Consider the following 26,385-nt stretch of genomic DNA (forward strand, 5'->3'; position numbering starts at 1 on the left):
CGTCGAACAGAGACGGGGTTTCCTGGAGGGGATTTTCATGACGGTTCGCCCTGTGGCGCCGGCCGATGCCGCGCGCTCGTTCCTGAAGCTCGGCGTCAGCACTTTGGCCATGGTCATCGCCGCACCGGTGTTCGCGCAGGTCGCGACCACGCCCGCCGATCCGGCCGCCAGCACCACCGCCGCCACCCCCAATGACGGGGCCGCCGCCGATCCCCAGACGCAAACGCAGGATGGTGTGGGTTCGGGCGATATCGTCGTCACCGGCTTCCGCGCCGCGCTGGAAAATGCCGTCGCCGAGAAGAAGAACCGCGACCTCGTCGTCGAGTCCGTCTCGGCGGAAGATATCGGCAAGCTGCCCGACGCCTCAATCGCGGAGTCGATCGCCCGCCTGCCCGGCGTCACGTCGCAGCGGGTCAACGGCCGCTCCAACGCCATCTCGATCCGCGGCTTCGCGCCCGATTTCTCGACCACCCTGCTCAACGGTCGCGAGCAGACCTCGACCGGTGACAACCGCGCGGTCGAATATGACCAGTACCCCGCCGAGGTCGTCAACCAGGTCCTGATCTACAAGACCGCCAATGCCGGGCTGATCGGCCAGGGCCTGTCGGGCACGGTCGACCTGAAGACCATCCGCCCGCTCGACTATGGCAAGCGTGTCTTCTCGGTCGGCGCGCGCGGCACCTATGCCGATATCGGCAAGCTGAATGCCGGATCGAAGGACTTCGGCTATCGCGCCTCGGCCACCTATGTCGACCAGTTCGCCAACGACACGATCGGCGTGGCGCTGTCCGCCAGCTATCTGAACGAGCCGTACCAGATTCAGGAAGGCAATGCCTGGGGCTATGCTCCGGTCACGGTGAACGGCGCTTCGGCCAATGTCATCGGCGGCTCCAAATCCTATGTCACCTCGACGACGCTGAAGCGGCTGGGCCTTTCGGGCACGCTTCAGTGGAAAATGAGCGACACCTTCACCAGCACGCTCGACGGCTTTTATTCCGACTTCAACGACGATCAGATCAAGCGCGGTATCGAGCTGCCGCTGGCCTGGGGCAGCGGTACGACGCTGACCAATGCGACCGTCAGCAACGGCCTCGTCACCTCGGGCACGTTCAACAATGTCGAGGGCGTCGTCCGCAACGACTCGTTCCAGCGCAAGGCCAAGCTCTATTCGTTCGGCTATAACGGCAAGTATAAGGGTGATGACGGTTGGAGCGCGTTTATCGACCTCAGCTATTCGCGCACCGATCGCGACGAGGTGACGCTGGAAACCTATAGCGGCACCGGATACGGCCAGGGTAATGGCGCAACCGATACGATCGGCTTCACCACGGGGCGCACCGGCACGGTGTTCAAGCCGACGCTGAACTATTCCGACCCCAATCTGATCCAGCTGACCGATCCGCTGGGCTGGGGCGGCACGACGCGGCAGGCGGGCTATTTCAACGACCGCAAGATCACCGACCAGATCAAACAATATCGCGTCGAGATCGAGCGCGAGGTCGAGACGCCGATCGTCCACGCCATCCGCTTCGGCCTGAACTATACCGACCACAGCAAATCGCTGGCGCCCAACGAATCCTTCGTCACGCTGCCGAACGGGGCGACCATCGCGCCGCTGCCCCAGCAATATCGCCAGACGCCGACCGACCTGACCTATCTGGGTCTGGGGCCGATGCTCAGCTATGATCCGCGTGCGCTGCTGGCGGGCGGGGTCTATACGCTGACCCCCAATACCAGCCCGGACGTGCCCGCCAAGGCGTACACCACGACCGAGCATCTGATGACCGCTTACCTCCAGACCGACCTGCGCGCGCAGATCGGCGCGGCGGAGCTGACCGGCAATATCGGCGTGCAGGCGGTGGGCACCGAGCAGAAGTCGCGCGGGCTGATCTATAACGGATCGGGCTATACCAGCATCGTCCAGGGCGACGATTACTGGGACATCCTGCCCAGCGCCAACCTGTCGCTACGCCTGCCCAGCGACTGGGTGTTCCGCGTCGCCGCCGCGCGCCAGATGATGCGACCGCGCTTCGACGACATGCGCGTCGCCCTGTCCTATGGCTTCGACACGGCGCAGGGGATCATCTCCGGCAATGGCGGCAATCCCTATCTCCGCCCGATCCGCGCCAATTCGTTCGACGTCACGGTCGAGAAGTATTTCGGCACGCGCGGCTATCTGGCGGCGCAGGGCTTTTACAAGGATCTCAAGAGCTTTGTTTACAATCTTGAGCAGCCTTATGATTATGCGGGCCTACCCCTGCCCGCCGCCGTGCCGGTCGGCACGCCGACGCTGGGCCGCATCACCCGGCCGATCAACGGCTCGGGCGGGACCATCTATGGCGTCGAGCTGGCGGGCACGCTCCCGCTCGGCCAGGTGGCGAGCTTCCTCGACGGTTTCGGCCTGACGGGTGGCGGGTCGTACACCAAGACCGAGATCGTGCCGACGCCCGGCGGCGAGCCCGAAGATATTCCCGGCTATTCGCGCTGGGTGGCGAACGGCACCGCCTTCTTCGAGAAATGGGGCCTGAACATCCGCGGGTCGGTACGCTACCGCTCGACCTTCGTGGGTGAACTGTCGGGCTTCGGCGCCAACCGCGTCCGCCGCCGTGCCATCGACGAGACGATCGTCGACGGGCAGATCGGCTATGACTTCCAGGAGGGGACGTTCAAGGGACTGTCGCTGTTCCTGCAGGGCCAGAACCTGACCGACACGCCGTTCGTCACCACCAATGGCGGACAGCGCGATCAGGTGATCGACTATCAGAGCTATGGCCGCCGGTTCCTGGCCGGGTTTACCTATCGCTTCTGATGCCCCTCGCCCCGCGCCGCTGTTCGGCTGGCGCGGGGTATCGTGAGACGCCGCATGGACGCCGCCCCCTCGACAGCCCCCATCGCGCCCGCCCCCGTCACGCAGCGGGTGGTGATCGTCGGCGGCGGTACCGCCGGATGGATGGCGGCGGCGGCGCTGGCGCGGTTCCTGCCCGCCTCCACCCGCATCTCCCTGATCGAGTCCGAGGCGATCGGCACGGTCGGGGTCGGCGAAGCGACCATTCCCGGCATCCGCCTGTTCAACCAGATGCTGGGCCTGGACGAAGCCCAATTCCTTCGCGCCACCCAAGGCAGCTTCAAGCTGGGCATCCGGTTCGAGGGCTGGTCGGGTGCGGACAGCGGCTATCTCCATGCGTTCGGCAGCATCGGACGCGCGCTGGGGCTGGTGCCCTTTCACCATTACTGGCTGCGTGGCGGCGGCGGGGCCAATCCGGCCTCGCTCTGGGGGCATATGGCCAGTGCCCAAGCCGCGATGGCGGGCCGCTTCGCCCCCGATCCCGGCCGCCCCGACCTGCCGAGCGGCCTGGCCTGGGCCTATCATTTCGACGCCAGCCTCTATGCCGCGCTGCTCCGCCGTCATGCCGAGGCGGCGGGGGTAGTGCGGATCGAGGGCAGGATCGCCTCGGTCGCGTGCGATACCGGCGGGCGGATCGATCATGTCGTGCTGGAGGACGGCCGGCGCCAGGCGGGCGATCTGTTCATCGACTGTACCGGCTTTCGCGCGCTGCTGATCGGCGAGACGCTGGCCGAGCCCTTTGATGACTGGTCCGATCTGCTTCCCTGTAACCGCGCGCTGGCGGTGGCGGGGGAGCGGACCAGCCCCCTACCCCCTTATACCCGCGCCATCGCGCATGGCGCGGGCTGGCGCTGGCGCATTCCGCTTCAGCATCGGACCGGCAACGGGCTGGTCTATGACAGCCGCCATCTCTCGGACGACGAGGCGGCCGCCCAGTTGGTCTCCGCGCTTGGCGGCGAAGCAGCGGGCGAGCCGCGCATGCTGGCCTTCACCACCGGACGGCGGCGGCGCGCCTGGGTGGGCAATTGCGTCGCGCTCGGACTGGCGGCGGGGTTTCTGGAGCCGCTGGAATCGACCAGCATCCACCTGATCCAATCGGGCATCGCCCGGCTGCTGGAGTTCTGGCCGGGGCCGACGCTCCAGCCGGTCGAGATCGACGCCTATAATCGCCTGACCGAAGTCGAATGGCGGGGTATTCGCGACTTCCTGGTCCTCCATTACCACGCCAATGCCCGGCCCGAGCCCTTCTGGACCGAGCGGCGCGCGGTGCCCTTGCCCGACGGCCTTGCCGCGCGCATCGCCCTGTTCCGCGCCAGCGGCCGCGTGCTGCGCGACGGCGAGGAGCTGTTTGCCGAACCCGCCTGGATCCAGGTCCTGATCGGTCAGGGCATCCTGCCCTCCGGCCATCATGCGCTGGCGGATATGCTGTCGGCGGACGAGCTGGACGATCTCCTCACCCTCACCCGGCGTCATGCCGCGCAGGTGGCCGCCCGGCTGCCGACGCACGACGCCTTCCTTACCGCGCATTGCGCCGCGCCCGTTCCAAAGGTCTGCCCATGAAGACGCTGCTGCTCGCCTTGCTCGCCACCGCCACGCCGCTGGCCGCACAAGATTATCGCCAGCGCCTGCCCCAGGACGAGGTGATCTATTTCGTCCTGCCCGATCGGTTCGAAAATGGCGACACCGCCAATGATCGTGGCGGGCTGAAGGGCGGGCCGCTGACCACCGGCTTCGATCCGACGCACAAGGGATTCTACCATGGCGGCGACCTGAAGGGGCTGACCCGGCGGCTCGACTATATCCAGGGGCTGGGCGCGACCGCGATCTGGCTGGGGCCGATCTTCAAGAACAAGGCCGTGCAGGGTGCCAGGGGCCAGGAGAGCGCGGGCTATCACGGATATTGGATCACCGACTTCACGACCGTCGACCCGCATCTGGGCAGCGAGGCGGACCTGCGCGCCTTCATCGCCGCCGCGCATGGCCGGGGGATGAAGGTCTATATGGACATCATCGTCAACCACACCGCCGACGTGATCCAGTATCGCGAATGCGCAGAAGGCTCGCCCTGCCCCTATCGCGACCGCGCGACCTGGCCCTATCAGCGGCGGGGCGGGGTGAACGGCCAGCCGATCAATCCGGGCTTTCTGGGCGACGACGTGCAGACCGCGGCGAACTTCGCGCATCTGACCGACCCCGCTTACGCCTATACGCCCTATGTCCCGGCAGGCGAGAAGAACGCCAAGACCCCCGCCTGGCTGAACGATCCAATCTATTATCACAATCGCGGCAATACGAGCTTCGAGGACGAGAGTTCGACGACGGGCGACTTCTCGGGGCTGGACGATCTCTACACCGAGAATCCGCGCGTCATTGCGGGGATGATCGACATTTACGGGGGCTGGATCGACCGGTTCGGGATCGACGGCTTCCGCATCGACACCGCCAAGCATGTGAACCCCGAATTCTGGCGCCGCTTCGTCCCCGCCATGCTGGCGCGCGCCAAGGCCAAGGGCATCCCGAACTTCCACATCTTCGGCGAGGTCACGGCGGGGATGGAGCCGGGCACGCTCGCGCGCTGGACCAGGATCGCCGACTATCCGGCGGTCCTCGACTTCGCCTTCATGAACGCGGTCATCCAGACGGTCGCGGAGAACAAGCCGACCCGCATATTGTCCAATCTGTTTGAGGGCGACGTCCTCTATGCCAGGGGCGAGGCGACGGCGGACATATTGCCGACCTTCCTCGGCAATCACGATCATGGCCGCTTCGCGCGCGACGTCCGGCAGGCGAACCCCGACGCCTCGGACGAGGAAGTCCTGAAACGCGTCGAACTGGGCCATGCCATGCTGCTGACGCTTCGCGGGGTGCCGACCATCTATTCGGGCGACGAACAGGGTTTCGCGGGCGACGGCAACGACCAGGGTGCGCGCGAGGACATGTTCGCCAGCAAGGTCGCCAGCTACAACGACAACCGGCTGGTCGGCACGACGAAGACGACCGCGACCGACAGCTTCGTCCCCTCCCACCCGCTCTATCGGGAGATCGCGACGCTCGCCCGGCTGCGCGTCGCCAACCCCGCCCTCACGCGCGGGCGGCAGGTGGTCCGCGCGCGCGGCGATGCGCCGGGGCTGTTCGCGGTCTCGCGCTTCGACCCCGATACGGGGCGCGAATTTGTGATCGCCTTCAACACCTCGGCCAAGCCCATCGCCCAGGCCGTGCAGGTCGAAACGGCATCGCAACGTTTCACTGCCATGGCTGGCCCCTGCGCCCCCAAGGCCGCCGCGCCCGGCAGCCTGATGTTCGACTTGCCCGCCTTCGGCTATGCCGTCTGCGCGGCGGAGACCCGTTGATGACCGAGAATGCCCGCATCGCTCCGCGCCCCTGGTGGAAGGGCGCGGTGATCTATCAGATCTACCCCCGCAGCTTTGCCGACAGCAATGGCGACGGCATCGGCGACCTGCCCGGCATCACCGCCCGGCTGGACCATGTCGCCAGCCTGGGCGTCGATGCGATCTGGCTGTCGCCCTTCTTCACCTCGCCGATGAAGGATTTCGGCTATGACGTCGCCGATTATCGCGACGTCGATCCGATCTTCGGGACGCTTCGCGATTTCGACGCGCTGGTCGCCCGCGCGCACGAACTGGGGCTGAAGGTCGTCATCGACCAGGTGTACAGCCACACCTCGGACGAGCATCCCTGGTTCACCGAAAGCCGGTCCAGCCGCACCAATCCCCGCGCCGACTGGTATGTCTGGGCCGATGCCAAGCCCGACGGCTCACCGCCGTCCAACTGGCAGTCGGTGTTCGGCGGCCCCGCCTGGACCTGGGACGCGCGGCGCGGGCAATATTATCTGCACAATTTCCTGAAGGAACAGCCGCAGCTCCACGTCCACCATCCGGACGTGCAGGCCGAATTGCTGGCGACCGCGCGTTTCTGGCTGGATCGGGGCGTGGACGGCTTCCGGCTGGATGCGATCAACTTCATGATGCATGAGCCGACCCTGCGCGATAACCCGCCCGCGCCCGACACGGGCAAGACGCGGACCCGGCCGTTCGACTTCCAGCTGAAGCTCTACAATCAGAGCCATGCCGATATCGTGCCCTTCCTGGAGCGGATCCGCGCCACGCTGGACGGCTATGGCGACCGCTTCACCGTGGCCGAGGTCGGCGGCGACGAGGCCGATCGCGAGATGAAGCTGTTCACCGCCGGGGATCACCGGCTGAACACCGCTTACGGCTTCGACTTCCTCTATGCCGACCGACTGACCCCGCGCATTGTCGCGGAAGCGGTGGCGAAATGGCCCGCCGAGCCAGGCATGGGCTGGCCGAGCTGGGCGTTCGAGAATCATGACGCGCCGCGCGCCGTGTCGCGCTGGACCACGCCGGAGCATCGCGACGCGTTCGCGCGGATGAAGATGCTGTTGCTGCTGTCCCTGCGCGGCAATGCCTTTGTCTATCAGGGCGAGGAACTGGGGCTGACCCAGGTGGATGTCCCCTTCGAGCGGCTGGTCGACCCGGAAGCCATCGCCAACTGGCCGCTGACCCTGTCGCGCGACGGGGTGCGCACGCCGATGCCGTGGAGCAGCAATGCGGCAAATGGCGGCTTCTCGGATGCCGAGCCATGGCTGCCGGTCGGGCCGGATCACGCCGCGCTGGCGGTCAACCGACAGGATGGCGATCCGGACTCGCTGCTGAACCTCACCCGCCGCCTCGTTCGCTTGCGCGCCGATACGCCTGCGCTGGCGGTCGGCGACCTGACGCTGTTGCACGCCGACGACCAGCTGCTCGCCTTCCAGCGGCGCGAGGGCGACCAGCGCCTGCTCTGTCTGTTCAATCTGGGCGATACGCCTGTCCAGCTTCCCGCCGCCCTGCCACGGGGCGCGGGCGGGTGCTGGTCCAGATCAATAACGCCACCGATGAACGCCTGGGCGCGTTCGGGGCGGCGATCCGGGAGATGACTGCATGAAGACGACTATCGCCATCGGGCTGGGCCTTATGGCCTCTGTCGCCCAGGCCCAGAACGGCCCCGCCGATCCGGCGGTCAACGAGACGTTCAAATTCGCCAAACCCGCCGGACAGCCCGACGCGATCGAAACCTCGCCCGACGGCCGGATCACCGTGCAGGTCTCGACCGACAATGACGGCCGCGCGGTCTATATGATCGCCAGGGGCGGCAAGACGATCGTCGCGCCCTCGCGCCTGGGCATGATGTTCACCGACGCGCCCAAGATCGAGCGCGGCATGAAGATCGAGTCGGTCGCCCACGCAAAGTCCGACACCAGCTGGACCCAGCCCTGGGGCGAATGGCGCACCATCCACGACAATCACCGCGAGATGCGCGTCCGCCTGATGGAATCGAGTGCGCTGCATCGCCGCTATGACGTGGTGTTCCGGGTGCAGGACGACGGTGTCGGCTTCCGCTACGAATTTCCCGAGCAACAGGCTTTGCCCAAGGCGAACATCGCCGAGGAACTGACCGAGTTCAACATCGCGCAGGGCGGCACCGCCTGGTGGAAGCCTGCTTTCCTGTGGAACCGCGAGGAATATCTCTACAACCGCACGGCCATCGGCGCGGTCGGCACGGCGGCGACGCCGATCACCATGAAGCTGGACGACGGTACCCATATCGCCATCCATGAGGCGGCGCTGGTCGACTATGCCAGCATGGGCGTCATGAAGACCGAGGGGAACGGCTTCAAGGCGGTCCTGACCCCCGGCTCGGGCGCGCCCAAGGTGGTGAAGACGGGCGCGTGGACGACGCCGTGGCGGACCTTCCTGATCGCACCCGATGCGGGCGGCCTCTATATGAGCCACCTGATGCTCAACCTGAACGAGCCCAACAGGCTGGGCGACGTATCCTGGGTGAAGCCGGGCAAGTTCGTCGGCGTCTGGTGGAAGATGATCAAGGGCGAATGGAGCTGGGCACGCGGGCCCCGCCACGGCGCGACGACTGCTAATGTGAAGACCTATATCGACTTCGCATCCAAATACGGCATCCCCGGCGTGCTGGTCGAGGGGTGGAATATCGGCTGGGACGGCGACTGGGCGGGCAATGGCTCGGCGATGCAGTTCGCGACCCCGGCGGAGGATTTCGACGCGGACGCGCTGGCGAAATATGCGAAATCCAAGGGCGTCTCGCTGATCGGCCATCACGAGACCGGCGGCGCGGTCAGCCATTATGAGAGCCAGTTCGACCCCGCCTTCAAATTCGCCGCCGATCATGGCGAGCATGTCGTCAAGACCGGCTATGTCGCCGATGCCGGGCAGATCGAGCGCATGAACCCGGACGGCTCGGTCAGCCGCGAATGGCATGAGGGCCAGTGGATGGTGAACCACCATCTCCGCGTGCTTCAGGCCGCCGCCAAGTATAAGGTGTCGATCGACAGCCACGAACCGGTCAAGGACACGGGTCTGCGCCGCACCTATCCCAACTGGCTGGCGCGCGAGGGCTCGCGGGGCATGGAATATAACGCCTGGCCCGGCAAGAACCCGCCCGAGCATGAGGCGAACCTGGCCTTCACCCGGATGCTGGAAGGGCCGATGGACTTCACGCCCGGCGTGCTGAGCCTGACGGGCAGCGACAACAGCCCGATCCAGTCGACCATCGCCAAGCAGCTGGCGCTCTATGTCGTGCTCTACTCGCCGGTGCAGATGGCGGCCGACACGCCGGAGAATTATGCGAAATACCCGGAAGCCTTCCGCTTCATCGCGGATGTGCCGGTGGACTGGGAGGATAGCCGCGTGCTGAACGGCGAGGTCGGCGATTACGTCACCTTCGCACGGCGCGACCGGAAGAGCCGCGACTGGTATATCGGGTCGATCACCGACGAGAATTCGCGGGAGCTGACCGTGACGCTCGACTTCCTCGATCCGGGCAAGTCCTATGAGGCACAGGTCTATAAGGACGGCCCCGGCGCGACCTATGCGACCGAGGCGCGGCACGCGATCGCATTCGAGACGAAGCGGGTGAAGAAGGGCGACACGCTGACGCTCTCCCTCGCCCCCGGCGGCGGCCAGGCGATCCGGTTGAAGGCGCTGTAAGCCCAATCCTCCCCAAGCTCGCTTGGGGAGGGGGACCATCGCGTCAGCGATGGTGGAGGGGCGGACGGACCGGCCATGCCCCTCCACCACGCCCTTCGGGCGCGGTCCCCCTCCCCATCTGACGATGGGGAGGATTAGGTCGTTACTTCGTCGGGAAACCCCGCTGCTTGAGCAGCGCGTTTACATCCGGGTCGCGGCCCCGGAACGCGCGATAGGCCTCCGCACGATCCGTCTCGTTCCCCGTCGACAACAGCACTCGCGCGAAGCGGTCCGCCGTAGCCTTGTCCCACGGACTCCCCGCTTCCTCGAACGCCGCGAAGGTGTCGGCGTCCATCGTCTCCGACCACAGATAGCTGTAATAGCCCGCCGAATAGCTGTCCGACGAGAACAGGTGATTGAACTGCGGCAGGCGGTGCCGCATCACCAGCTCCCGGGGCATCCCGATCTCGCGCAGCGTCGTCGCCTCGAACGCCGCCGGGTCGACCACGCCGTCGGGCACGGTGTGCAGCTTCATGTCGACGATCGCCGAGGACAGATATTCGGTCGTCGCAAAGCCCTGGTTGAAGGTCTCCGACGCCTTGATCTTGTCGAGCAACGCCTGCGGCATGGGCTGGCCGGTCTTGTAGTGGCGGGCATATTTGTCGAGCACGTCGCGGGTCAGCAGCCAATGCTCGTTCACCTGGCTGGGATATTCCACGAAGTCGCGCGGCGTGCCCGCCAGCCCCGGATAGGTGACGTTCTGGAGCATCGCATGGATCGCGTGGCCGAATTCGTGGAACAGCGTCTCGGCATCGTCCAGGCTGATGAGGACCGGCTCGCCGGGCGCGCCCTTGGCGAAGTTGTTGTTGTTGGACGACAGGACATTCTGCACCGGCGGCAGGTTGCGCTGTCCGCGATAGGTGTTCGCCCAGGCGCCCGAACGCTTGCCGGTCCGCGCGAAATCATCGCGGTAGAACAGGCCGACCTCCTTGCCGTTGCGCGTCACATGCCAGACGCGCATGTTCGGCTCGAAGACGGGCACCGTGCCGGTGATCTCCTTGAACTCCAGCCCATAGAGCCGGTTCGCGGCATAGAGCGAACCCTGGATGATGTTGTTCAGCTCGAAATAGGGCTTCAGCTCGGCCTGATCGAGATCGTAGCGGCTCTTGCGGACCTTCTCCTGATAGAAGCGATAATCCCAGGGCTCGATGGTGATCTTCGCGCCATCCTTATCCGCGATCGCCTGCATGTCGCGGACCTCTTCCGCCACGCGCGCCTTGGCGGCGGGCCAGACGCGCATCATCAGGTCCATCGCGGCGGCCGGAGTCTTGGCCATGGTGTCCTGCATCCGCCAGTCGGCATGCGTCTTGAAGCCCAGCAGGTGCGCCCGGTTCGCGCGCAGCCGGACGATACGCGCGATCGTCGCCTTGGTATCGTTGATGTCGCCATTGTCGCCGCGCTTGGTGAAGGCGCGCCACACCTGCTCACGCAGCGCCCGGTCGGTGGCGAAGGTCAGCACCGGATCGACCGCCGAGCGGGTGTTGACGATCGCCCAGCCCTGCTGCCCGCGCTCGGCCGCCGCCGCCTTGGCGACCGCCTTCACGCTGTCGGGCAGGCCCGCAAGGCGCGCCTCGTCGGTGACGATGATCGCGGTGCCTTCGTCCGCCAGCAGCCGCTGCGAGAACTCGCTGAAATTGATCGCCAGATTCTGGTTGAAGGCGGACAGCTCGGCCTTCTGCGCCGGGGTCAGCTTGGCCCCCTGCCGCACGAAGCTGTCATAGGTGCGCGTGACCAGCCGCTTCTGCTGCGCGTCGAGGCCGCTCGTGTCGCGTGCCTTATAGATCGCCTCGATCCGCGCGAACAGCTTGGGATTGAAGGTGATCTCGTCCGATGCCTTGGACAATTTGGGCGACCATTCGCGGTCCAGCGCCTGATAGGCCGGATTGTTCATATTGCCCGTCATCACCCCGAACAGCGTCATCACGCGGTTCAGCGTCTGTCCGGCATTCTGCATCGGCACGAAGGTATTGGCGAAGCTCGGCTTGGCCGGATCGTTGGCGATCCGGTCATACTCCTGCCTGCGCTCGGCCAGCGCCGCTTCGAACGCGGCGGGGAACAGCTCGGGCTTCACCTTGTCCCAGGGCGGCACGCCGCCATAGGGGCCGGTCCAAGGGGAAAGCAGCGGATTGGTGGCGGGCGCCTGCGCCGCCTGCGGGGGAGCAGCCATGGCGGTTTGGCTCATCAGCGTGGACAGGACAAGGGCAAGGGACAGGTGACGCAATGGGAACTCCCGGACATGACACGGAAGTCATCACCATAAGCGCCTGAACAGAGGGGTAAAGTCCCGATCCCTCCGCGCGGGATCACCCTTGCCGCCGATTCTGCTCCTCCGCCACCCCGGCAGCGGCGATCAACGCCTCGCCCGTCCGGCGCGCGGCTCCGGCCGTCATCGTGACCGCGACACCATCGGGGCCGTCGAGCATGACCAGCCCCTCCTCCGCGGTCGCCCGTCCGGCATCGGATCGGATTCCGGAATGGCCGGGGGACGCGCTCATATATCCTTACCCATCATGTTAGGGCCGCCGCCATAGAGATAGCCGGGATCGAAATCGGCAAGCGCCGCCAGCGCATCGATGTTGAGCATCCGCACCTCCCCGCTGCGAAAGGTCATCAGCCCGCGCTCGCGCAGCGACCGCAGCACGCGGTTCAGATGCACCGGCGTGACCCCCGCCGCCTCGGCCAGATCGATCTGCGTCACCGGAAAGCGGAACGTGCCGTCGCGCACCAGATCGACCATGGCGAGCCGCGCATGAAGTTCGCAGAACAGATGCGCGACGCGCCCGTCCGCCTCCAGCCGGCCTAGCCGGAACACCCATTCGCGGTGCATCGCCGCGTCGAGCAGCGTCGAGAACCACAGGAGCCGCGTCAGGCGTGGTCGATGCGTGACGATCTCGTCCAGCCGGTCATGGCCCGCCAGCGCCACCTTGGCGCGGGTCAGCGTCGCCACCTCATGGTCGAGATAGCGCATCGCGAAGCCATGGAGGTCGACGAAATCGCCCGGCACGTGAAAGGCGACGATCTGCCGGTTGCCGTGCCGGTCGTCCATATACCGGCACATCACCCCTTCGAGCAGCAGGCTGCTGTGCCGGACCCGTTCGTCCCGGCGGATGACGATCCGGCGCGCGGGCAGGTCGACCACCTCGTCGATCGTGGACTCCAGCGCGGCGACGTCGTCCGCCGTCATCACGTCGCGCCCGCGCTCCTTCAGGAACAGGCCGGTCAGGGGCGGACGGTCGGCCGTGGCCTTGTCCAGATGCAGGGCATCGATCGCAGTTGCCGCCATGCCGTGATCCCTCGCTCCAACCGTTCACAAAGGAAATCCTTCGCGGTGCGAAACGGTTCCCCTGCGCGACGACGGCGCGCGATCAGTGGCCGGGCGAGCGTCCGGTGCCCTTGACCGGATCGGCGGAGGCCAATGCCTGTTCGGGATGCTTGCGGTTGCTGCGCACCGACGCCCAGAAGGACAGGCCGATGACCGTCGCGCCGATCAGGCCGGTGATCGTCTCCGGGATATGGAACCGCACCGACAACAGCATGATCGCCGCCAGCGCCAGGATCGCATAGAAGGCGCCATGCTCCAGATAGCGATACTGGGTCAGCGTGCCGTGATCGACCAGCATGATCGTCATCGACCGGACGAACATCGCCCCGATCCCCAGCCCCAGTGCGATGATGAACAGATTGTTCGACAGGGCGAAGGCGCCGATCACCCCGTCGAACGAGAAGCTGGCGTCCAGCACCTCCAGATACAGGAAGGCGGCAAAGCCCGACTTGGCCGCCGCGCCCGTCGCCGCATCGCCATCGCCCTCCAGCAGCACGCCGACCGCATGGACCGCGATATAGGTCAGCAGGCCGAAGATCCCGGCGGTCAGGAAGGTCATCGCCTCCTCGGCCGGAATGAACCGGCCGATGACATAGAGCGCGAGCAGCACGATCCCCATCGCCAGCCCCGAAATGTCGCGCAGCGCCGCCAGCGGCCGTTCGATCGCGGGGAGCCAATGGTCCTCCTTCTCGTCATCGAGGAAGAAGTTCAGCCCGACCATCGCCAGGAAGCTGCCGCCGAACCCCGAAATCCCGACATGGGCCGAGGTGATGATCTGTTCGTAGCGGACCGGATCGCCCGCGGCGAGCTTCACCGCCTCGATCGGCCCCATATGCGCGGCGATCGCGACGATGGCGAGCGGGAAGACGATCCGCATCCCGAACACCGCAATCAGGATACCCCAGGTCAGGAAGCGCCGCCGCCATTTGTCGTCCATGTCGCGCAGCACCGTGGCATTGACCACCGCATTGTCGAACGACAGCGACACCTCCAGCACGCCGAGCACGAGCACGATCCACAATATGCCCAGCGTTCCCGCCAGCGTGCCCGTGCTCTCAAAGCCCAGCCAGGCCGCGATCGCCAGACAGATCGCGGTGAAGAGGAACGATCCCTTATAATATTTCAGCAGCACCTATTCCCCCTGTACGCGGCCGACCGACAAGCTCCGCAGCCCGGTAAAGCCCGGCTCCATGCTTTTGTTCAATCGGGCACCGGCTCTATCGCCGCCGGGCCCGGTCGCGACAAGCGGCTTTGCACGCCAAGATACGCGGGAGGGGACCCAGGCGCGGGTCAGATGCGCGCGTCGTTGCCGATCAGCTGATTCGTGATGCGGTCGGCGGTCGCGCGCAGATGATGCAGCGCGGCGGCCTCGTCGACGGGCGCGTCGGTGATGCGGATGAACGGGACCGCCAGGACCGCCATGGCCTGATCGCCGCGCATGATCGGGGCCGCCAGTTCGACCATGCCGACCAGATCTGGGCTGTCGACCCGGACGAAACCCTGTTCGCGCACCGCATCCGCCTGCGCCACCAGCCGGGCGCGTGCCTCTTCCGACAGCGGCGGGTCGAACAGCGCCTCCCATTCGCGTCGGGTCTGTTCGGGCTGCATGGCATAGAGGAGGACGCCCGACGGGGTGTCGTAGAGCGGCCGGCGATAGCCGACGCGGACCGAGAAGCCGACCGCCGTACACGCCTCCATCCGCGCGATGACCGAGGATGCCGCGCCCGACGGGACGGAGAGATAGCAGGACTGGCCGATCGTGTCGGCCAGCAGCCGCATTTCGGGAAGCGACTGTTCCATCAGGCTGCGCACCGGCGGACGCTTCAACCCCAGATGGAACAGCCGCGAGGTCATGACATAGCCGTCCGGCCCCTGCGACACATAACCGCGATGCTCCAGCACCTGGATCATCCGGAACAGCTCGCCCGTCGACCGGCCCAGCCGATTGACGATCCCGCTCATGGTCAGCGGATGTTCCTCGGCCGCCAGCAGCTCCAGAATGTCGAGCCCCTTTTCGAGCGCGGGGGCGCGGTAGAGCCGCTTATCGTCCAAGCTGCCCTCTGTTAACGTAACCAAGCACACTCTCCACCGCAACCCGACCGAAAGATCCGACAGATTCGCCATGACATCAGAGTGTTCGCATCTACATCCTTTGGTCAGGCCGCAGCAATATCATTAACGTTCAATTCACCTGCCGGTCAGTCGACTAGAAGGTGAACGACATTCCCCTCGACATGGGCGATGGCCCGCACCGGCGCGACCGGGGCCGAGGCGACGAGCGTCGGATCGGCCAGTTCGACACGCCACCGTCCCGCATGATGGCTGGCGGCACGGACATTGCCCGCCCCGCCCAGCAGGCCGAGCAGCGCGTCGGGCAGGCTCGCCACAGGGGCCGCCGCCGGGGCGGCGGGGCTCGGCGCGACGGCAACCGGCGCAACCGCGACCGGTGCGGCGACCGGCTGGCCATGGCCCGCCTGGATGGCAGCGCGCATCTCCATCGCGACCGTGTCCGCGACCGGCCCCAGCACCACCTGAACGCCATTGGCGGAGGGGCGCAGGATGCCGCGCGCACCCAGCCGCTTCAGCGCGGGCTCGTCGACCCGTGCGGGGTCGTTGACGACCAGCCGGAGCCGGGTGGTGCAGGCCGCGACCTCGCTGAGATTGGCGCCGCCGCCCATCGCTGCGACGAAGGACGCGCCGCGTCCGCCCTCGACCACCGGCTGATCGGCCGCCGCCTCACCGCTCTCGACCATCGGCTCGGCCTCGCGGCCCGGCGTCTGGAGGTTCCAGCGGCGGATCGCGAAGCGGAAGACCGCGTAATAGAGCAGCGCATAGACCGCGCCGACCGGGATCAGCATCAGCGGCTTGGTCGCCTTGCCGAAATTGATGACATAGTCGAACAGGCCCGCCGAGAAAGTATAGCCCAGCCGCACGCCCAGCGCGTTCATCAGCGCCTCCGACACGCCGGTCAGGATCGCGTGGAAGGCATAGAGGACCGGCGCCAGGAACATGAAGCTGAACTCGATCGGCTCGGTCACGCCGGTCAGGAACGACATCAGCGCCAGGCTGAACAACATGCCGCCGACCGCCTTCTTCCGCTCGGGCAGCGCCTCGTGATACATGGCGAGGCAGGCGGCGGGCAGGCCGAACATCATCACCGGGAAGAACCCGCTCATGAACGCGCCCGCAGTCGGATCACCCGCGAAGAAGCGGGTCAGGTCGCCGGTCTTGCCCTGATAGTCGCCGACCACGAAATAGGCGACGGTGTTCAGGATATGGTGCAGCCCGGTGACGACGAGCAGCCGGTTCAGCACGCCGAACGCGAACAGCCCCAGCCCGCCCGCCTGGACGATGCCCTGGCTCATCGCATCGATGCCCGTATTGACCGGCCCGAACGCCACGCCCAGAAGCGCCGCCAGCCCCAGGCCGACAATGCCCGAAATGATCGGCACGAACCGGCGGCCACCGAAAAAGGCCAGATATTCCGGCATCTTGATCGTCGCAAAACGGTTGTAGAAGCTGCCGCCGATCAACCCAGCGACGATCCCCACCGGCACATCGAAGCGATGGACCGACTTGGTCCGCCAGGCCGCCTCGACGGTGGCCGCGATGTCCTTGGCCAGCCCCGCGCCGGTCCCGGCGGGCGGGACGATCAGCGTCTCGGCCCCCTTGATCGTCACGAGATAGCAGGTGATCCCCGCCAGCGCCGCCGCGCCATTGCCGTCGCGGGCAAAGGCGGTGGCGACGCCGACCGCGAAGAGCAGCCCCAGATTGTCGAAGATCGCATTGCCCGCGTTCGCCATGAAGGCGATGTTCAGCATGTCCGGCTGGCCCAGGCGGAGCAGCAGCCCCGCCACCGGCAGGACCGCGATGGGCAACATCAGCGCCCGCCCGAGCGACTGAAGCGAGGCCATGGGCGAGCTCATGCGCCGATCTCCTGAAGCATGGTGGTGATATGCGCGCGAACCGCCGCGGCCGAGGGCAAGGCGGTCGCCTGAAGCGCGGCGGCGCGGCAGCGGACCATGTCCAGCTTGCCGACCAGCGCCTTGATCGCGGCGACCCGCGCGGGGGGCACCGACAATTCGGTGACGCCCAGCCCCAGCAGGATCGGCACGGCCAGACGATCGGCGGCCAGCGAGCCGCAGACGCCGACCGGCGTGTCGTGCTTGGCCGCGCCTTCGCAGGTGGTGCCGATCAGCCGCAGCACGGCCGGATGAAGCCCGTCGACCCCCGCCGCCACCGCCGCGTTGCCGCGATCCATCGCCAGGGTATATTGGGTCAGGTCGTTGGTGCCGATCGAGAAGAAATCGGCCTTGCGCGCGAGGATATCGGCGGAAATGGCGGCGGCGGGCGTCTCGATCATGACGCCGACCTCGGCCTTCCCCCCCTGGCGTTCGACGACGGCGCGGACCGCCTCCAGCTCGGCCAGGCTGGCGACCATCGGCGCCATGATCCGGCAGGGCTGGCGCACCGCCAAGATCGCGCCGACCTGATCCTCCAGAAGCTGCGGATCGGCGAGCGACACGCGAATGCCGCGCAGGCCCAGCGCCGGATTCTCCTCGACGGGCAGGTCCATATAGGGTGCGGGCTTGTCGCCGCCGACATCGAGCAGCCGGACGATCATCGGCCGGTCGCCCAGCGCATCGGCGATCGCCTGGTAATCGCGGGCCTGTTCGTCGCGGGTCGGCGCGGTCGCGCGTTCCAGGAACAGGAATTCGGTGCGGAGCAGGCCGCAGCCCTCCGCCCCTTCGGCCACCGCCGCCTCGGCATCGGCGACCGAGCCCAGATTGGCGAACATCTCGATCCGGGTGCCGTCCGCCATGCGGCACGGCCCCTGTGCGGCGCGTGCCGCCTCCATCTCGGCCTTGCGGCGCGCGATGGTGTCGCGGGCCTGGCCCTGCGCGTCGGCATCGGGTTCGGGATCGATCAGCCCGCGATCGGCGTCGAGCACGATCACCCGGCCATCCCCCAGCGCGGCGAGCGGATCGCCGAACGCCACCGCCATGGGCAGGCCCATGCCCGCCGCCAGGATCGCGGCGTGCGAGGTCGGACCGCCCTTGACCAGCGCGATCCCCGCGACGACGCCCGCATCCAGCGCGGCGACCTGGCTGGGCAACAAATCCTCGGCGACCAGGATCGCCCCGGCGGGAACGCTCGGCCCCTCGATCGGCAGCCCGGCCAGCGCCGCCAGGACATGACGTTCCAGATCGCGCAGATCGTCGGCGCGCTCGGCGATGCGGCGGTCGCCGCTCGACACCAGCACCTTGACCTGCTCGGCGATCGCCTCCTGCCAGGCGACGCCCGCGCTCAGGCCGCGAGCGACCCCGGCCAGCGCAGCCTCGGTCAGCGTGGGATCGGCCAGCATCGCGCCATGCGCCGCCATCACGCCGCCGCGCGCGCCGCCCGCCGCAGCCGCCAGCACCAGCCCTTCGCGGACCCGGGCCAGCGCATCGGTCAGCCTGGCGCGCTCTTCCTCGGCGCTTGCCGCGACGGTCTCGACCGGAATCGCCGCGCGGGTCAGCCGGTGGATCGGCCCGACCGCCAGGCCGGGCGCGGCGGGCACGCCGCCCAGGCCCGGTCCTTCGCCGCGTGCGGGCTCGGGCGCCTCGACCGGGGTTTCCTCGGGCGTCGCGTCGCCCAGAAAGGCGACGACCTCGGCCAGAGCGGCGGCGGCCTGCGGGCCGTTCGCCTCGATCCGTACCGTCGTGCCATGCCCCAGCCCCAGCCCCAGCAGGCCGACCGCGCTCAGCGCCGAGGCGCTGCGCTCGCCATGCGACAAGGTGACGCGCGCCTCATGCCGCCGGACCGCCTCGACCAGCCTGGCGGCGGGACGGGCATGGAGGCCGTGCGACAGCGCGACCGTCATCTCCTCGACCAGCGTCTCCCCGCTCTCCTCGGCGACCAGGGCCTCGGCGGCGAGCGGCACGACACGCAGCAGCGGATCGCCGACCGCGACCAGCCCCGTGGCGATCGGCTCGACTCCGTAGCGGGTGGCGTCCGCGACGATGACCGGCGTCACCACGGCGGGTGCGTGGCGGACGAGATAATCGAGGTCGAAGCGGATCAGCGGCTGCCCCGCCAGCACCTTGGCGCCCGCCTGCACCTGCGGGGTCAGACCCTGGCCGCCCAGCGACACGGTGTCGATGCCGATATGGCAGATCAGCTCGAAGCCCTCGGTGCTGCGCAGCGTCACCGCATGCCCGGCGTCGTGCACGGTCAGCACCGTGGCGTCGCACGGGGCGCAGAGCGCGTCGTTCACCGGATCGATGGCGATGCCGTCGCCCAGCATCTTCTCGGCGAAAACCGGATCGGGCACCTGCGCCAGCGGCATCACCCAACCCGCCAGCGGGGCAAAAATGGTCAGGTCACTCATCGCACGTCACTCTTTGCCAAACTGCATTCCTTCCCCCGCGACGATCGCCCGCCCCCCGCATCAGCGTGGACGGATCGTCACCCGGCCCAGCAGACCGCTTTCGATATTGCCCAGTCCCGCGACGATCAGCGCGATCGTCCGCTTGCCCGACCCGGCCGGCAGCGCGGCGGTCAGCGGGCCCGGCCGGGGATCGCGCTTCTCGGCGACCAGCCGTCCGTCGACCCACAGGCTGGCCATGCCGCCCACCGAGGCGAAGCTCAACGTGCCGCCGCGCGCCGCGACGGCCCGGCGGGGCGTGAGGACGGTGCGATAGACGCGCCACCCCGCCCCCTCCGCCGGGGTCGGCGTTCCCGCCCGGACAAAGGCCCAGCCATTATTGTCGCTGGCGGCGGGCGCGAGGTCGGGCGAAGGCCTGGCGTCCAGCCGGGGCGAACGCCGCCAGTCGCGCACGTCCATGTCCCCCGCCAGCACCGGCACCTGCGCGCGCGGCGTCACGCCCAGCCGGTCGAGCCGCAGGGTGGCGGGCCTCAGCCCGTCCGCCGTGGCGCGGATGGTGATCCGCCCGCGCCCGGTGTCGGGCCGCACGATCATCTGGGCCAGCCCGTTGAACAGCGAGCGCCGATCGCCCTTTTCGGGCTCATGGCTGTTGGGATCGCCATTGCCCAGGCCGATGATCGCCCCGCCCTCAATGGTGAAGCGGGCCATCAGATTGGCGGTCGGGACATGGCGTCCATGCGCGTCGATCGCATCGATGGTGATCGCCTGCGCATCCTCGGTATCGCCCGCCATCACGGTGCGCGCGGGCGTCAGGCGCAGCGCCACCGGCACGCCGACCGTCTCATGCGCGGCCCGCGCGACCTCGCGCCCGCCGCGATAGGCGATCGCCTCGATCCGGCCCGGCGCATAGGGGATGGTCCATTCATTGCCCATCAGCCGGTCGACCGCGCCCTCGCCCACCGTCTTGCCGTTCAGGCGAAGGACGACGCGCTCGGCGTTCGACAGGACCATGACCTTGGTCGGCTTGCCCTCGCGTCCCGGCCAGCTCCAGTGCGGCGCGATCGCCACGACGGGCGCGTCATCGACCCAGGCGGCGCGGTGGATGTCGAACGCGGTCTTGGGAAAGCCGCAGAGGTCCAGGATGCCGAAGAAGCTGGCGATGGTCGGCCATTCATAGGGCGTCGGCTCGCCATGATAGTCGAAGCCGGTCCACACGAAGCCGCCCGCGACGAAGGGGCGATCGGCGATCTTCTTCCAGGCGCCGCGATGGGTGTCGCCCCAGCTCGCCGCCTCGATATCGTAGCTCGACGCGATGTGGCGCGCCGGGTCGCTCTCGAACGCGCCGCGCGTCATGAACGCGCTGGTATCCTCCGAGCTGGTCATCGGCTTGGCCGGGTTCAGCTGGTGATAGCGGTCGTAATCGCCCTGATAATAGTTGAAGCCGGTCACATCGACGACCTGCGCGACGTTGACGGGATCGAAAAAGGCCCCGTTCATCGCCGCCGTCACCGGGCGGCTGTCGTCCAGCGCGCGCACCCAATGCGCCATGCGCTTGACCATCTCGACCCCCGCCGGGGTGCCCTGCATCGGTTCCTCGTTGAAGACCGACCACAGGATGACCGAGGGATGGTTGCGGTCGCGCCGGACCAGCCATTCCAGCTGCGCGCGATATTCGGGCGCCGGATTGAACTGCCGGTTCTCGTTCATGACCAGCAGGCCCAGCCGGTCGCACCAGTCGAGCAGCTCGGGCGTGGGCGCATTGTGGCTGGAACGCACCGCGTTGCACCCCATCGCCTTCAGCCGCTCGAGCCGCCAGCCGATCAGCGCGTCGGGAAGTGCCGTACCCACGCCCGCATGATCCTGATGCAGGCAGACGCCCTTCAGCTTGACGGGCCGGTCGTTGAGGAAGAAACCCCGGTTCGCGTCGAAGCGGATCGTGCGGAACCCGATCGGCACGCGGCGTTCGTCCGCCACCTGTCCGTCGCGCAGCAGCCGCACCTCGACCGTGTACAGCGTCGGCCGTTCGACCGACCAGAGCACCGGATCGGCCACCGACAGGTCGAGCGCGGCGCGCCCTTCGTCCAGCGACGGCACGGTCGCCTGGGCCTGGCCCTGCGCCACCACCTTGCCCTGCGGATCGAGCAGCCGTGCCTCGACCGTCACGGGACTGTCGGTTTCGACAATGCTGGCCAGCGTCACCGCGACGGGGACATGCCAGCCGCCGTCGCGCTTGCGCGGGTCGCAATGGACGCCGTCGGTCGCGATCGAGACGGGCGCATAGTCGCCCAGCCAGACATGGCGATAAAGGCCCGCGCCTTCATACCACCAGCCCTCCATCGCATCGGCGTCGACGCGGACGGCCACGACATTGGCCTCGTCGCCGAACCGCGCGAACGGGGTCAGGTCGATGCGGACGGCGTTATAGCCGGAGAAATTGTGCGAGACGACGCTGCCATTGACCCAGATGGTCGCAAAGGTCGCGATCCCGCCGAATTCCAGCTCGATCCGCCGCCCGCGCAGGGCCGGGTCCAGCCGGAAGCTGCGCCGATACCAGCCGATCCCGCGCGGGCGATAGCCTTGCGCGACATTGGCGGTTTCCACGAAGGGCTGGAACGAGGCCCAGTCGTGCGGCAGGTCGACCGCCTGCCAGTCGCTGTCGTCATAATCGACCGCCGCCGCGCCGCGCGCATTGCCCGCCTTGACCGACAGATAGGTCGCATTGTGCGTATCGAGCCGCGCGGGCTCGACATCGCCCTCGTGGAACAGCCAGCCGCGATCCATCAGGACCCGGCCAGCATCCTGCACCGGCAGCGCGGGCGGCAGCCGGTCCACCGGGGCGGGCATGGGAAGCGCGCCCGCGCCGTCCGCCGGGCGGCGATCGGCGGCGAAGAGCGGGGCGGACGGAATGCCGCCCGCCAGCCCCACCACCGCGCTGCCCAGCAGAAGGTCGCGGCGCGCAACCGTCATGCGGCGATCCGCGTATCGACGGGCTTGAGCGCGGCGTCGAGCACCACCCAGTCGGCGCGCAGGCCGACGCCGAGCGCGCCCCGCTCGTCCGACAGGCCCAGGAACGCCGCCGGGTTGGTCGCCGCCATCGCGGCGGCCTGGTCGACGGTGATCCGCAGCTGCTCGACGGCATTGGCGACCGCCGAGCCCATGTCGAGATCCGATCCCGCCAGCGTGCCGTCGGTATAGGTGCACTTGCCGCCTGACACGTCGATATGACGGCCGTGCAGGACGAAGTCCTTCTCCACCGCGCCGACCGACGACATGGCGTCCGTGACCAGCATCAGTCTGTCGAACGGCCGCGCCTTCAGCGCCAGCCGCAGCATCGGCGCGGAGACGTGGAAGCCGTCGATGATCAGCCCCGAATAGGGGCGCGGATCGTCGAGCGTCGCGCCCGCCAGCCCCGGCACGCGCTGCTGCATGGCGGGCATGGCGTTGTAGAGGTGGGTGATGCCGGACAGCCCGACATCGAACGCCGCCATCGCCTGCTCATAGCTGGCCTCGGTATGCCCGGCGCTGACCAGCACGCCCGCTTCGACCAGACGGCGGATCGTGTCGACCGGCACCCGCTCGGGCGCGATGGTCAGCATGACCTTGCCACGGCGCGGGCGGGTAAGGACGGCGATCATCTCCTCGTCCAGATCGCGGAACCGCGTCGGATCGTGGATGCCCTTGCGCGCCGGGTTGAGCACCGGCCCCTCGACATGGATGCCGATGACGCCCGGCACCTTCGCCTCGATCGCCTCGTCGATCGCGTCGAGCGCGCGGGCGATCTTGTCGGGGGTTTCGCTGACCAAGGTCGGCAGCATCGCGGTGGTGCCATAGACGGCATGCGCCGCCGCCATGGTCGCGATGCCGTCCACGTCCAGCCGGTCGTTGAACAGCACGCCGCCGCCGCCATTGACCTGGGTGTCGATATAGCCGGGGACGACCCAGCCGCCGTTCAGGTCGATCGTGTCGTCCGAACCCTCGACCGCGCCGATCGACGCAATGCGATCGCCGTCCACGACGATCTCCGCACCCGGCAGGACGCCGCCGGAGGTCGCGACATGGCCGTTGACGAAACGGAAGCGGGTCATAGCGTGCGGGTCACTTTCTGCAGATGCGGCGGCGAGTCGGGGTCCATGCCACGGGCGAGCGCCAGCGCCTCGACCATGCGGTAGAAGCTGGCGAGCATCGAAATCGGCTCCAGCGCGGGGTGGCCAGCGACCATGGGCAGCGCACCGCCCTGCCCCGCGACGAACGGCTTTGCGCCGCGCGCCTGGAACTGGTCGGCGACCGCCTTCACATCCTCGCCCGCCACGTCCGAGGTGGCGAAGCCCAGCACCGAATAGCCGGGCTCGACGATGCGCATCGGACCGTGGCGAACCTCGGCGGCGCTGAACGGCTCGGCCTGGATCGAGCAGGTTTCCTTGAGCTTCAGCGCGGCTTCCTGCGCCACGCCGTAGCCATAGCCGCGACCCAGCACGAACATCTGGCTGAGTTCGCGCAGACCCTCGACCGCCGGAGACCAGTCGAGGCCCAGCGCCTGCTCGACCTGACCGGGCAGATCGGCGAGCGCCGCTTCCAGCGTCTCGTCGCCCGCCCAGGCGGCGGCCAACTGCGCCAGACCGGCCAGCGCGGTCAGGCAGGACTTGGTGGCGGCGACGGCCTTTTCGGGACCCGCCGACAGCGGCAGGAAGGTGTCGGCGCCGGTCGCCAGCGGCGATTCCTCGTCATTGACCAGCGCGACGATATGCGCGCCGCCCGCGCGATACGCCTCGACCGTCGCCAGCAAGTCCGGGCTGCGCCCCGACTGCGAGATGGCGATGACCAGCGCGCCCTGCACCTTCATCGGCGTCTCGAAGATCGACGCGACCGAGGGCGCCGCCGACGACACCGGCACGCCGGTCTTGGTTTCCAGGATATATTTGCCGTAGGTCGCGGCGTGATCCGACGATCCACGGGCGATCGTGACGATCACCGGCGGCGGGGCGGCACGCAGCCGTTCGGCCAGCGCCTTGACGGTCGGCGCATTGCGCGCGAGCAGCCGGGCGATCGCCTGCGGCGCCTCCCCCGCTTCCGCTCCCATCAGGGTGCTGGTCCCCGCACTACCGGCGGTCATCACATCAGACATCGGTTAACTCCGCGACGAAATCATAGGCATCGCCGCGATAGAAGGACTGGGTATATTCCACCGCCCGTCCATCGCGTAGAAATCCGCGGCGCTCGATCAACAGGCCCGCATGGCCCGGATCGACATCCAGCATCTTGGCATGGTCCGCCCCGAACGGCACCGCGCGCAGCCGCTGGAGCGCGCGGATCGGCCGGTTGCCGGTCCGCTCCAGCGCCGCATAGAGCGACCGGTCGACCGCCTCGACCGAGGGGAGCGCGAAACCGGCGATGGTCGAAACCTCGATCGCCATCGGCACCTCGTCGGCAAAGCGGACCCGCTGGAACCGATAGACCGGCGCGCCCGGCGACAGGCCCAGCGACAGCGCCTCCTCGGGCGTCACCGTGCCCGGTGCGCGGCTGACCCACTGACTGCTCGGCGTGCGGCCGCGCGCGATCATATCCTCGGAGAAGGAGGACAGCTTGGAGAAGCTCTTCTCCACCCGGCCCGCGACGAAGGTCCCGGCGCCGCGCCTGCGGGTCAGCAACCCCTCTTCGACTAGGCCGCCGATCGCCTTGCGCACGGTGATCCGCGACACGTCATATTCGATCGCCAGATCGCGCTCGGCGGGGATCGCGTCGTCCTCGGCTAGGACGTTGCTGGTGATGGCGTCGCGCAGCAGCTGCTGGAGCTGAAGGTATAACGGCGCGGGGTTCCCCTTTCGGAAGGAGCCGACCTGCGCCGAGAATGTCATGGCCGCGCCATCCCCCTTTGCCCGGACGTCGCTCATGCCGCGCCCCGCTTCGCACAAAGGCTTATCGCAGCAGGACCATGTGGGCAATAGGTATTATATTTGGCATACATTGGATGTTATTTCCCTCCGATAGCCTGCCGCAACGCCGCGATCTTTTCGGGGCTGGTCCGGCGCCGGTCGCCGCCCCCGAAACCCATGGCGGCGATCCGCGGGTCCCCCCAATCCTGCCGGACGCTGGCCGAGGCATGGACCGCGTCGACGCCGGTCCGCGCGATCAGGGCGGCGGCATTGTCGGACGAAACACCCGATCCGGCGATGATCGCCAACCGCCCATCCGCCGCCGCGACCATCGCCGCGATCGTCTCGGCCCCGGCCTGGGCGGTCGCTTCGCCGCCCGAGGTCAGGATATGGTCATAGCCGATGGCCGCGACGGCATGGACCGCCGCGACCGGATCGGCGACGAGATCGACGGCGCGGTGCAGCACGATGGCCACGCCATCCGCCGCGTCCCGCCAGGCCGCCAGCACGTCCAGGTCGAGCGACCGGTCGTCGGCCATCGCCCCGACCACGACACCCGCAACCCCCATGGCGATCATCCGCCGGATTTCGTCGGTCGCCATCGCGACCTCGTCGGCGTCGTAACGGAAATCGCCTTCGCGCGGTCGGACCATCGCATGGACCGGCACCCCCGACCGCACCGCCTGCGCGACCAGCGCCGCCGAGGGGGTCAGCCCGCCCAGCCCCAGCGCGCCGCACAATTCGATCCGATCCGCGCCCCCCACCACGGCCGCCGCGACGCCGTCGGCATCATCGACACAGATTTCCAGAAGCGGTCGCGGCATCGCCGTCATGGGCATCCCCTCGTCATGATAGCCATAGCCAGTCCTCCTCCCCAGGAACGACCGGAACCCTGCCAT

16 protein-coding genes and 1 pseudogene are annotated in these 26,385 nt (G+C 67.9%); 5 read left to right on the forward strand and 12 right to left on the reverse strand.

Annotation, left to right across the window (positions count from 1 at the left end):
- Nucleotides 1-37: 37 nt before the first annotated feature.
- From QE363_RS14620 to QE363_RS14640, 5 genes and pseudogenes are all read left to right on the forward strand, one after another.
- Nucleotides 38-2,809, forward strand: a complete 2,772-nt coding sequence (locus QE363_RS14620; RefSeq protein WP_309696389.1) for a TonB-dependent receptor — start codon at nt 38-40, stop codon at nt 2,807-2,809.
- A 54-nt stretch (nt 2,810-2,863) separates the two neighbouring features.
- On the forward strand, nt 2,864-4,405 hold the full coding sequence (locus QE363_RS14625) for a tryptophan 7-halogenase (RefSeq protein WP_309696391.1): 1,542 nt from the start codon (nt 2,864-2,866) through the stop codon (nt 4,403-4,405).
- Nucleotides 4,402-6,195, forward strand: a complete 1,794-nt coding sequence (locus tag QE363_RS14630) for an alpha-amylase family glycosyl hydrolase (protein WP_309696393.1) — start codon at nt 4,402-4,404, stop codon at nt 6,193-6,195. The genes QE363_RS14625 and QE363_RS14630 overlap by 4 nt, the downstream gene beginning before the upstream one ends.
- Nucleotides 6,195-7,810: pseudogene (locus QE363_RS14635) on the forward strand (alpha-glucosidase). Before QE363_RS14630 ends, QE363_RS14635 begins: the two are co-directional and overlap by 1 nt.
- Nucleotides 7,807-9,885: a glycoside hydrolase family 97 protein gene (locus QE363_RS14640; RefSeq protein ID WP_309696399.1), complete on the forward strand. Its 2,079-nt coding sequence runs from the start codon at nt 7,807-7,809 to the stop codon at nt 9,883-9,885. Before QE363_RS14635 ends, QE363_RS14640 begins: the two are co-directional and overlap by 4 nt.
- Before the next feature lie 142 nt (nt 9,886-10,027).
- On the opposite strand, the gene QE363_RS14645 is transcribed toward QE363_RS14640, so the two are convergent.
- The 12 genes from QE363_RS14645 to QE363_RS14700 all read right to left on the reverse strand — a co-directional run bounded on the left by QE363_RS14645 (nt 10,028) and on the right by QE363_RS14700 (nt 26,319).
- Nucleotides 10,028-12,091, reverse strand: coding sequence for a M3 family metallopeptidase (locus tag QE363_RS14645; protein ID WP_309696401.1), 2,064 nt, complete (start codon nt 12,089-12,091; stop codon nt 10,028-10,030).
- 136 nt (nt 12,092-12,227) lie between these two features.
- Nucleotides 12,228-12,419 (reverse strand): hypothetical protein, encoded by a 192-nt coding sequence (locus QE363_RS14650; protein ID WP_309696403.1) that lies wholly within the window; start codon nt 12,417-12,419, stop codon nt 12,228-12,230.
- Nucleotides 12,416-13,207 carry a Crp/Fnr family transcriptional regulator gene (locus QE363_RS14655; protein ID WP_405053188.1) on the reverse strand — a complete coding sequence of 264 codons (792 nt, stop codon included), beginning with the start codon at nt 13,205-13,207 and terminating at the stop codon, nt 12,416-12,418. Before QE363_RS14655 ends, QE363_RS14650 begins: the two co-directional genes overlap by 4 nt.
- Nucleotides 13,208-13,289: 82 nt before the next feature.
- Complete coding sequence (locus QE363_RS14660; protein ID WP_309698213.1) at nt 13,290-14,375, reverse strand: DUF475 domain-containing protein; 1,086 nt, start codon at nt 14,373-14,375, stop codon at nt 13,290-13,292.
- 161 nt (nt 14,376-14,536) lie between these two features.
- Nucleotides 14,537-15,298, reverse strand: coding sequence for an IclR family transcriptional regulator (locus tag QE363_RS14665; protein WP_309696404.1), 762 nt, complete (start codon nt 15,296-15,298; stop codon nt 14,537-14,539).
- Between the two features lie 146 nt (nt 15,299-15,444).
- Nucleotides 15,445-17,172 (reverse strand): N-acetylglucosamine-specific PTS transporter subunit IIBC, encoded by a 1,728-nt coding sequence (gene nagE / locus QE363_RS14670; protein WP_309696406.1) that lies wholly within the window; start codon nt 17,170-17,172, stop codon nt 15,445-15,447.
- Nucleotides 17,169-19,619, reverse strand: a complete 2,451-nt coding sequence (gene ptsP / locus QE363_RS14675; RefSeq protein WP_309696408.1) for a phosphoenolpyruvate--protein phosphotransferase — start codon at nt 19,617-19,619, stop codon at nt 17,169-17,171. The genes nagE and ptsP overlap by 4 nt, the downstream gene beginning before the upstream one ends.
- A gap of 60 nt (nt 19,620-19,679) precedes the next feature.
- Nucleotides 19,680-22,583 carry a beta-galactosidase GalA gene (gene galA / locus QE363_RS14680; RefSeq protein ID WP_309696410.1) on the reverse strand — a complete coding sequence of 968 codons (2,904 nt, stop codon included), beginning with the start codon at nt 22,581-22,583 and terminating at the stop codon, nt 19,680-19,682.
- A complete protein-coding gene (gene nagA / locus QE363_RS14685) occupies nt 22,580-23,701 on the reverse strand; it encodes an N-acetylglucosamine-6-phosphate deacetylase (protein WP_309696412.1) in 1,122 nt (373 codons plus the stop codon). The genes galA and nagA overlap by 4 nt, the downstream gene beginning before the upstream one ends.
- Complete coding sequence (locus QE363_RS14690; RefSeq protein ID WP_309696414.1) at nt 23,698-24,738, reverse strand: SIS domain-containing protein; 1,041 nt, start codon at nt 24,736-24,738, stop codon at nt 23,698-23,700. The genes nagA and QE363_RS14690 overlap by 4 nt, the downstream gene beginning before the upstream one ends.
- Entirely contained in the window at nt 24,731-25,468 is a 738-nt protein-coding gene (locus QE363_RS14695; protein ID WP_307104579.1) for a GntR family transcriptional regulator, read from the reverse strand. Before QE363_RS14695 ends, QE363_RS14690 begins: the two co-directional genes overlap by 8 nt.
- Before the next feature lie 116 nt (nt 25,469-25,584).
- On the reverse strand, nt 25,585-26,319 hold the full coding sequence (locus tag QE363_RS14700) for a copper homeostasis protein CutC (RefSeq protein WP_309696416.1): 735 nt from the start codon (nt 26,317-26,319) through the stop codon (nt 25,585-25,587).
- Nucleotides 26,320-26,385 lie beyond the last annotated feature (66 nt).

It is taken from the genome of Sphingomonas sp. SORGH_AS_0870, from assembly GCF_031453175.1.
Lineage (GTDB): Bacteria > Pseudomonadota > Alphaproteobacteria > Sphingomonadales > Sphingomonadaceae > Sphingomonas.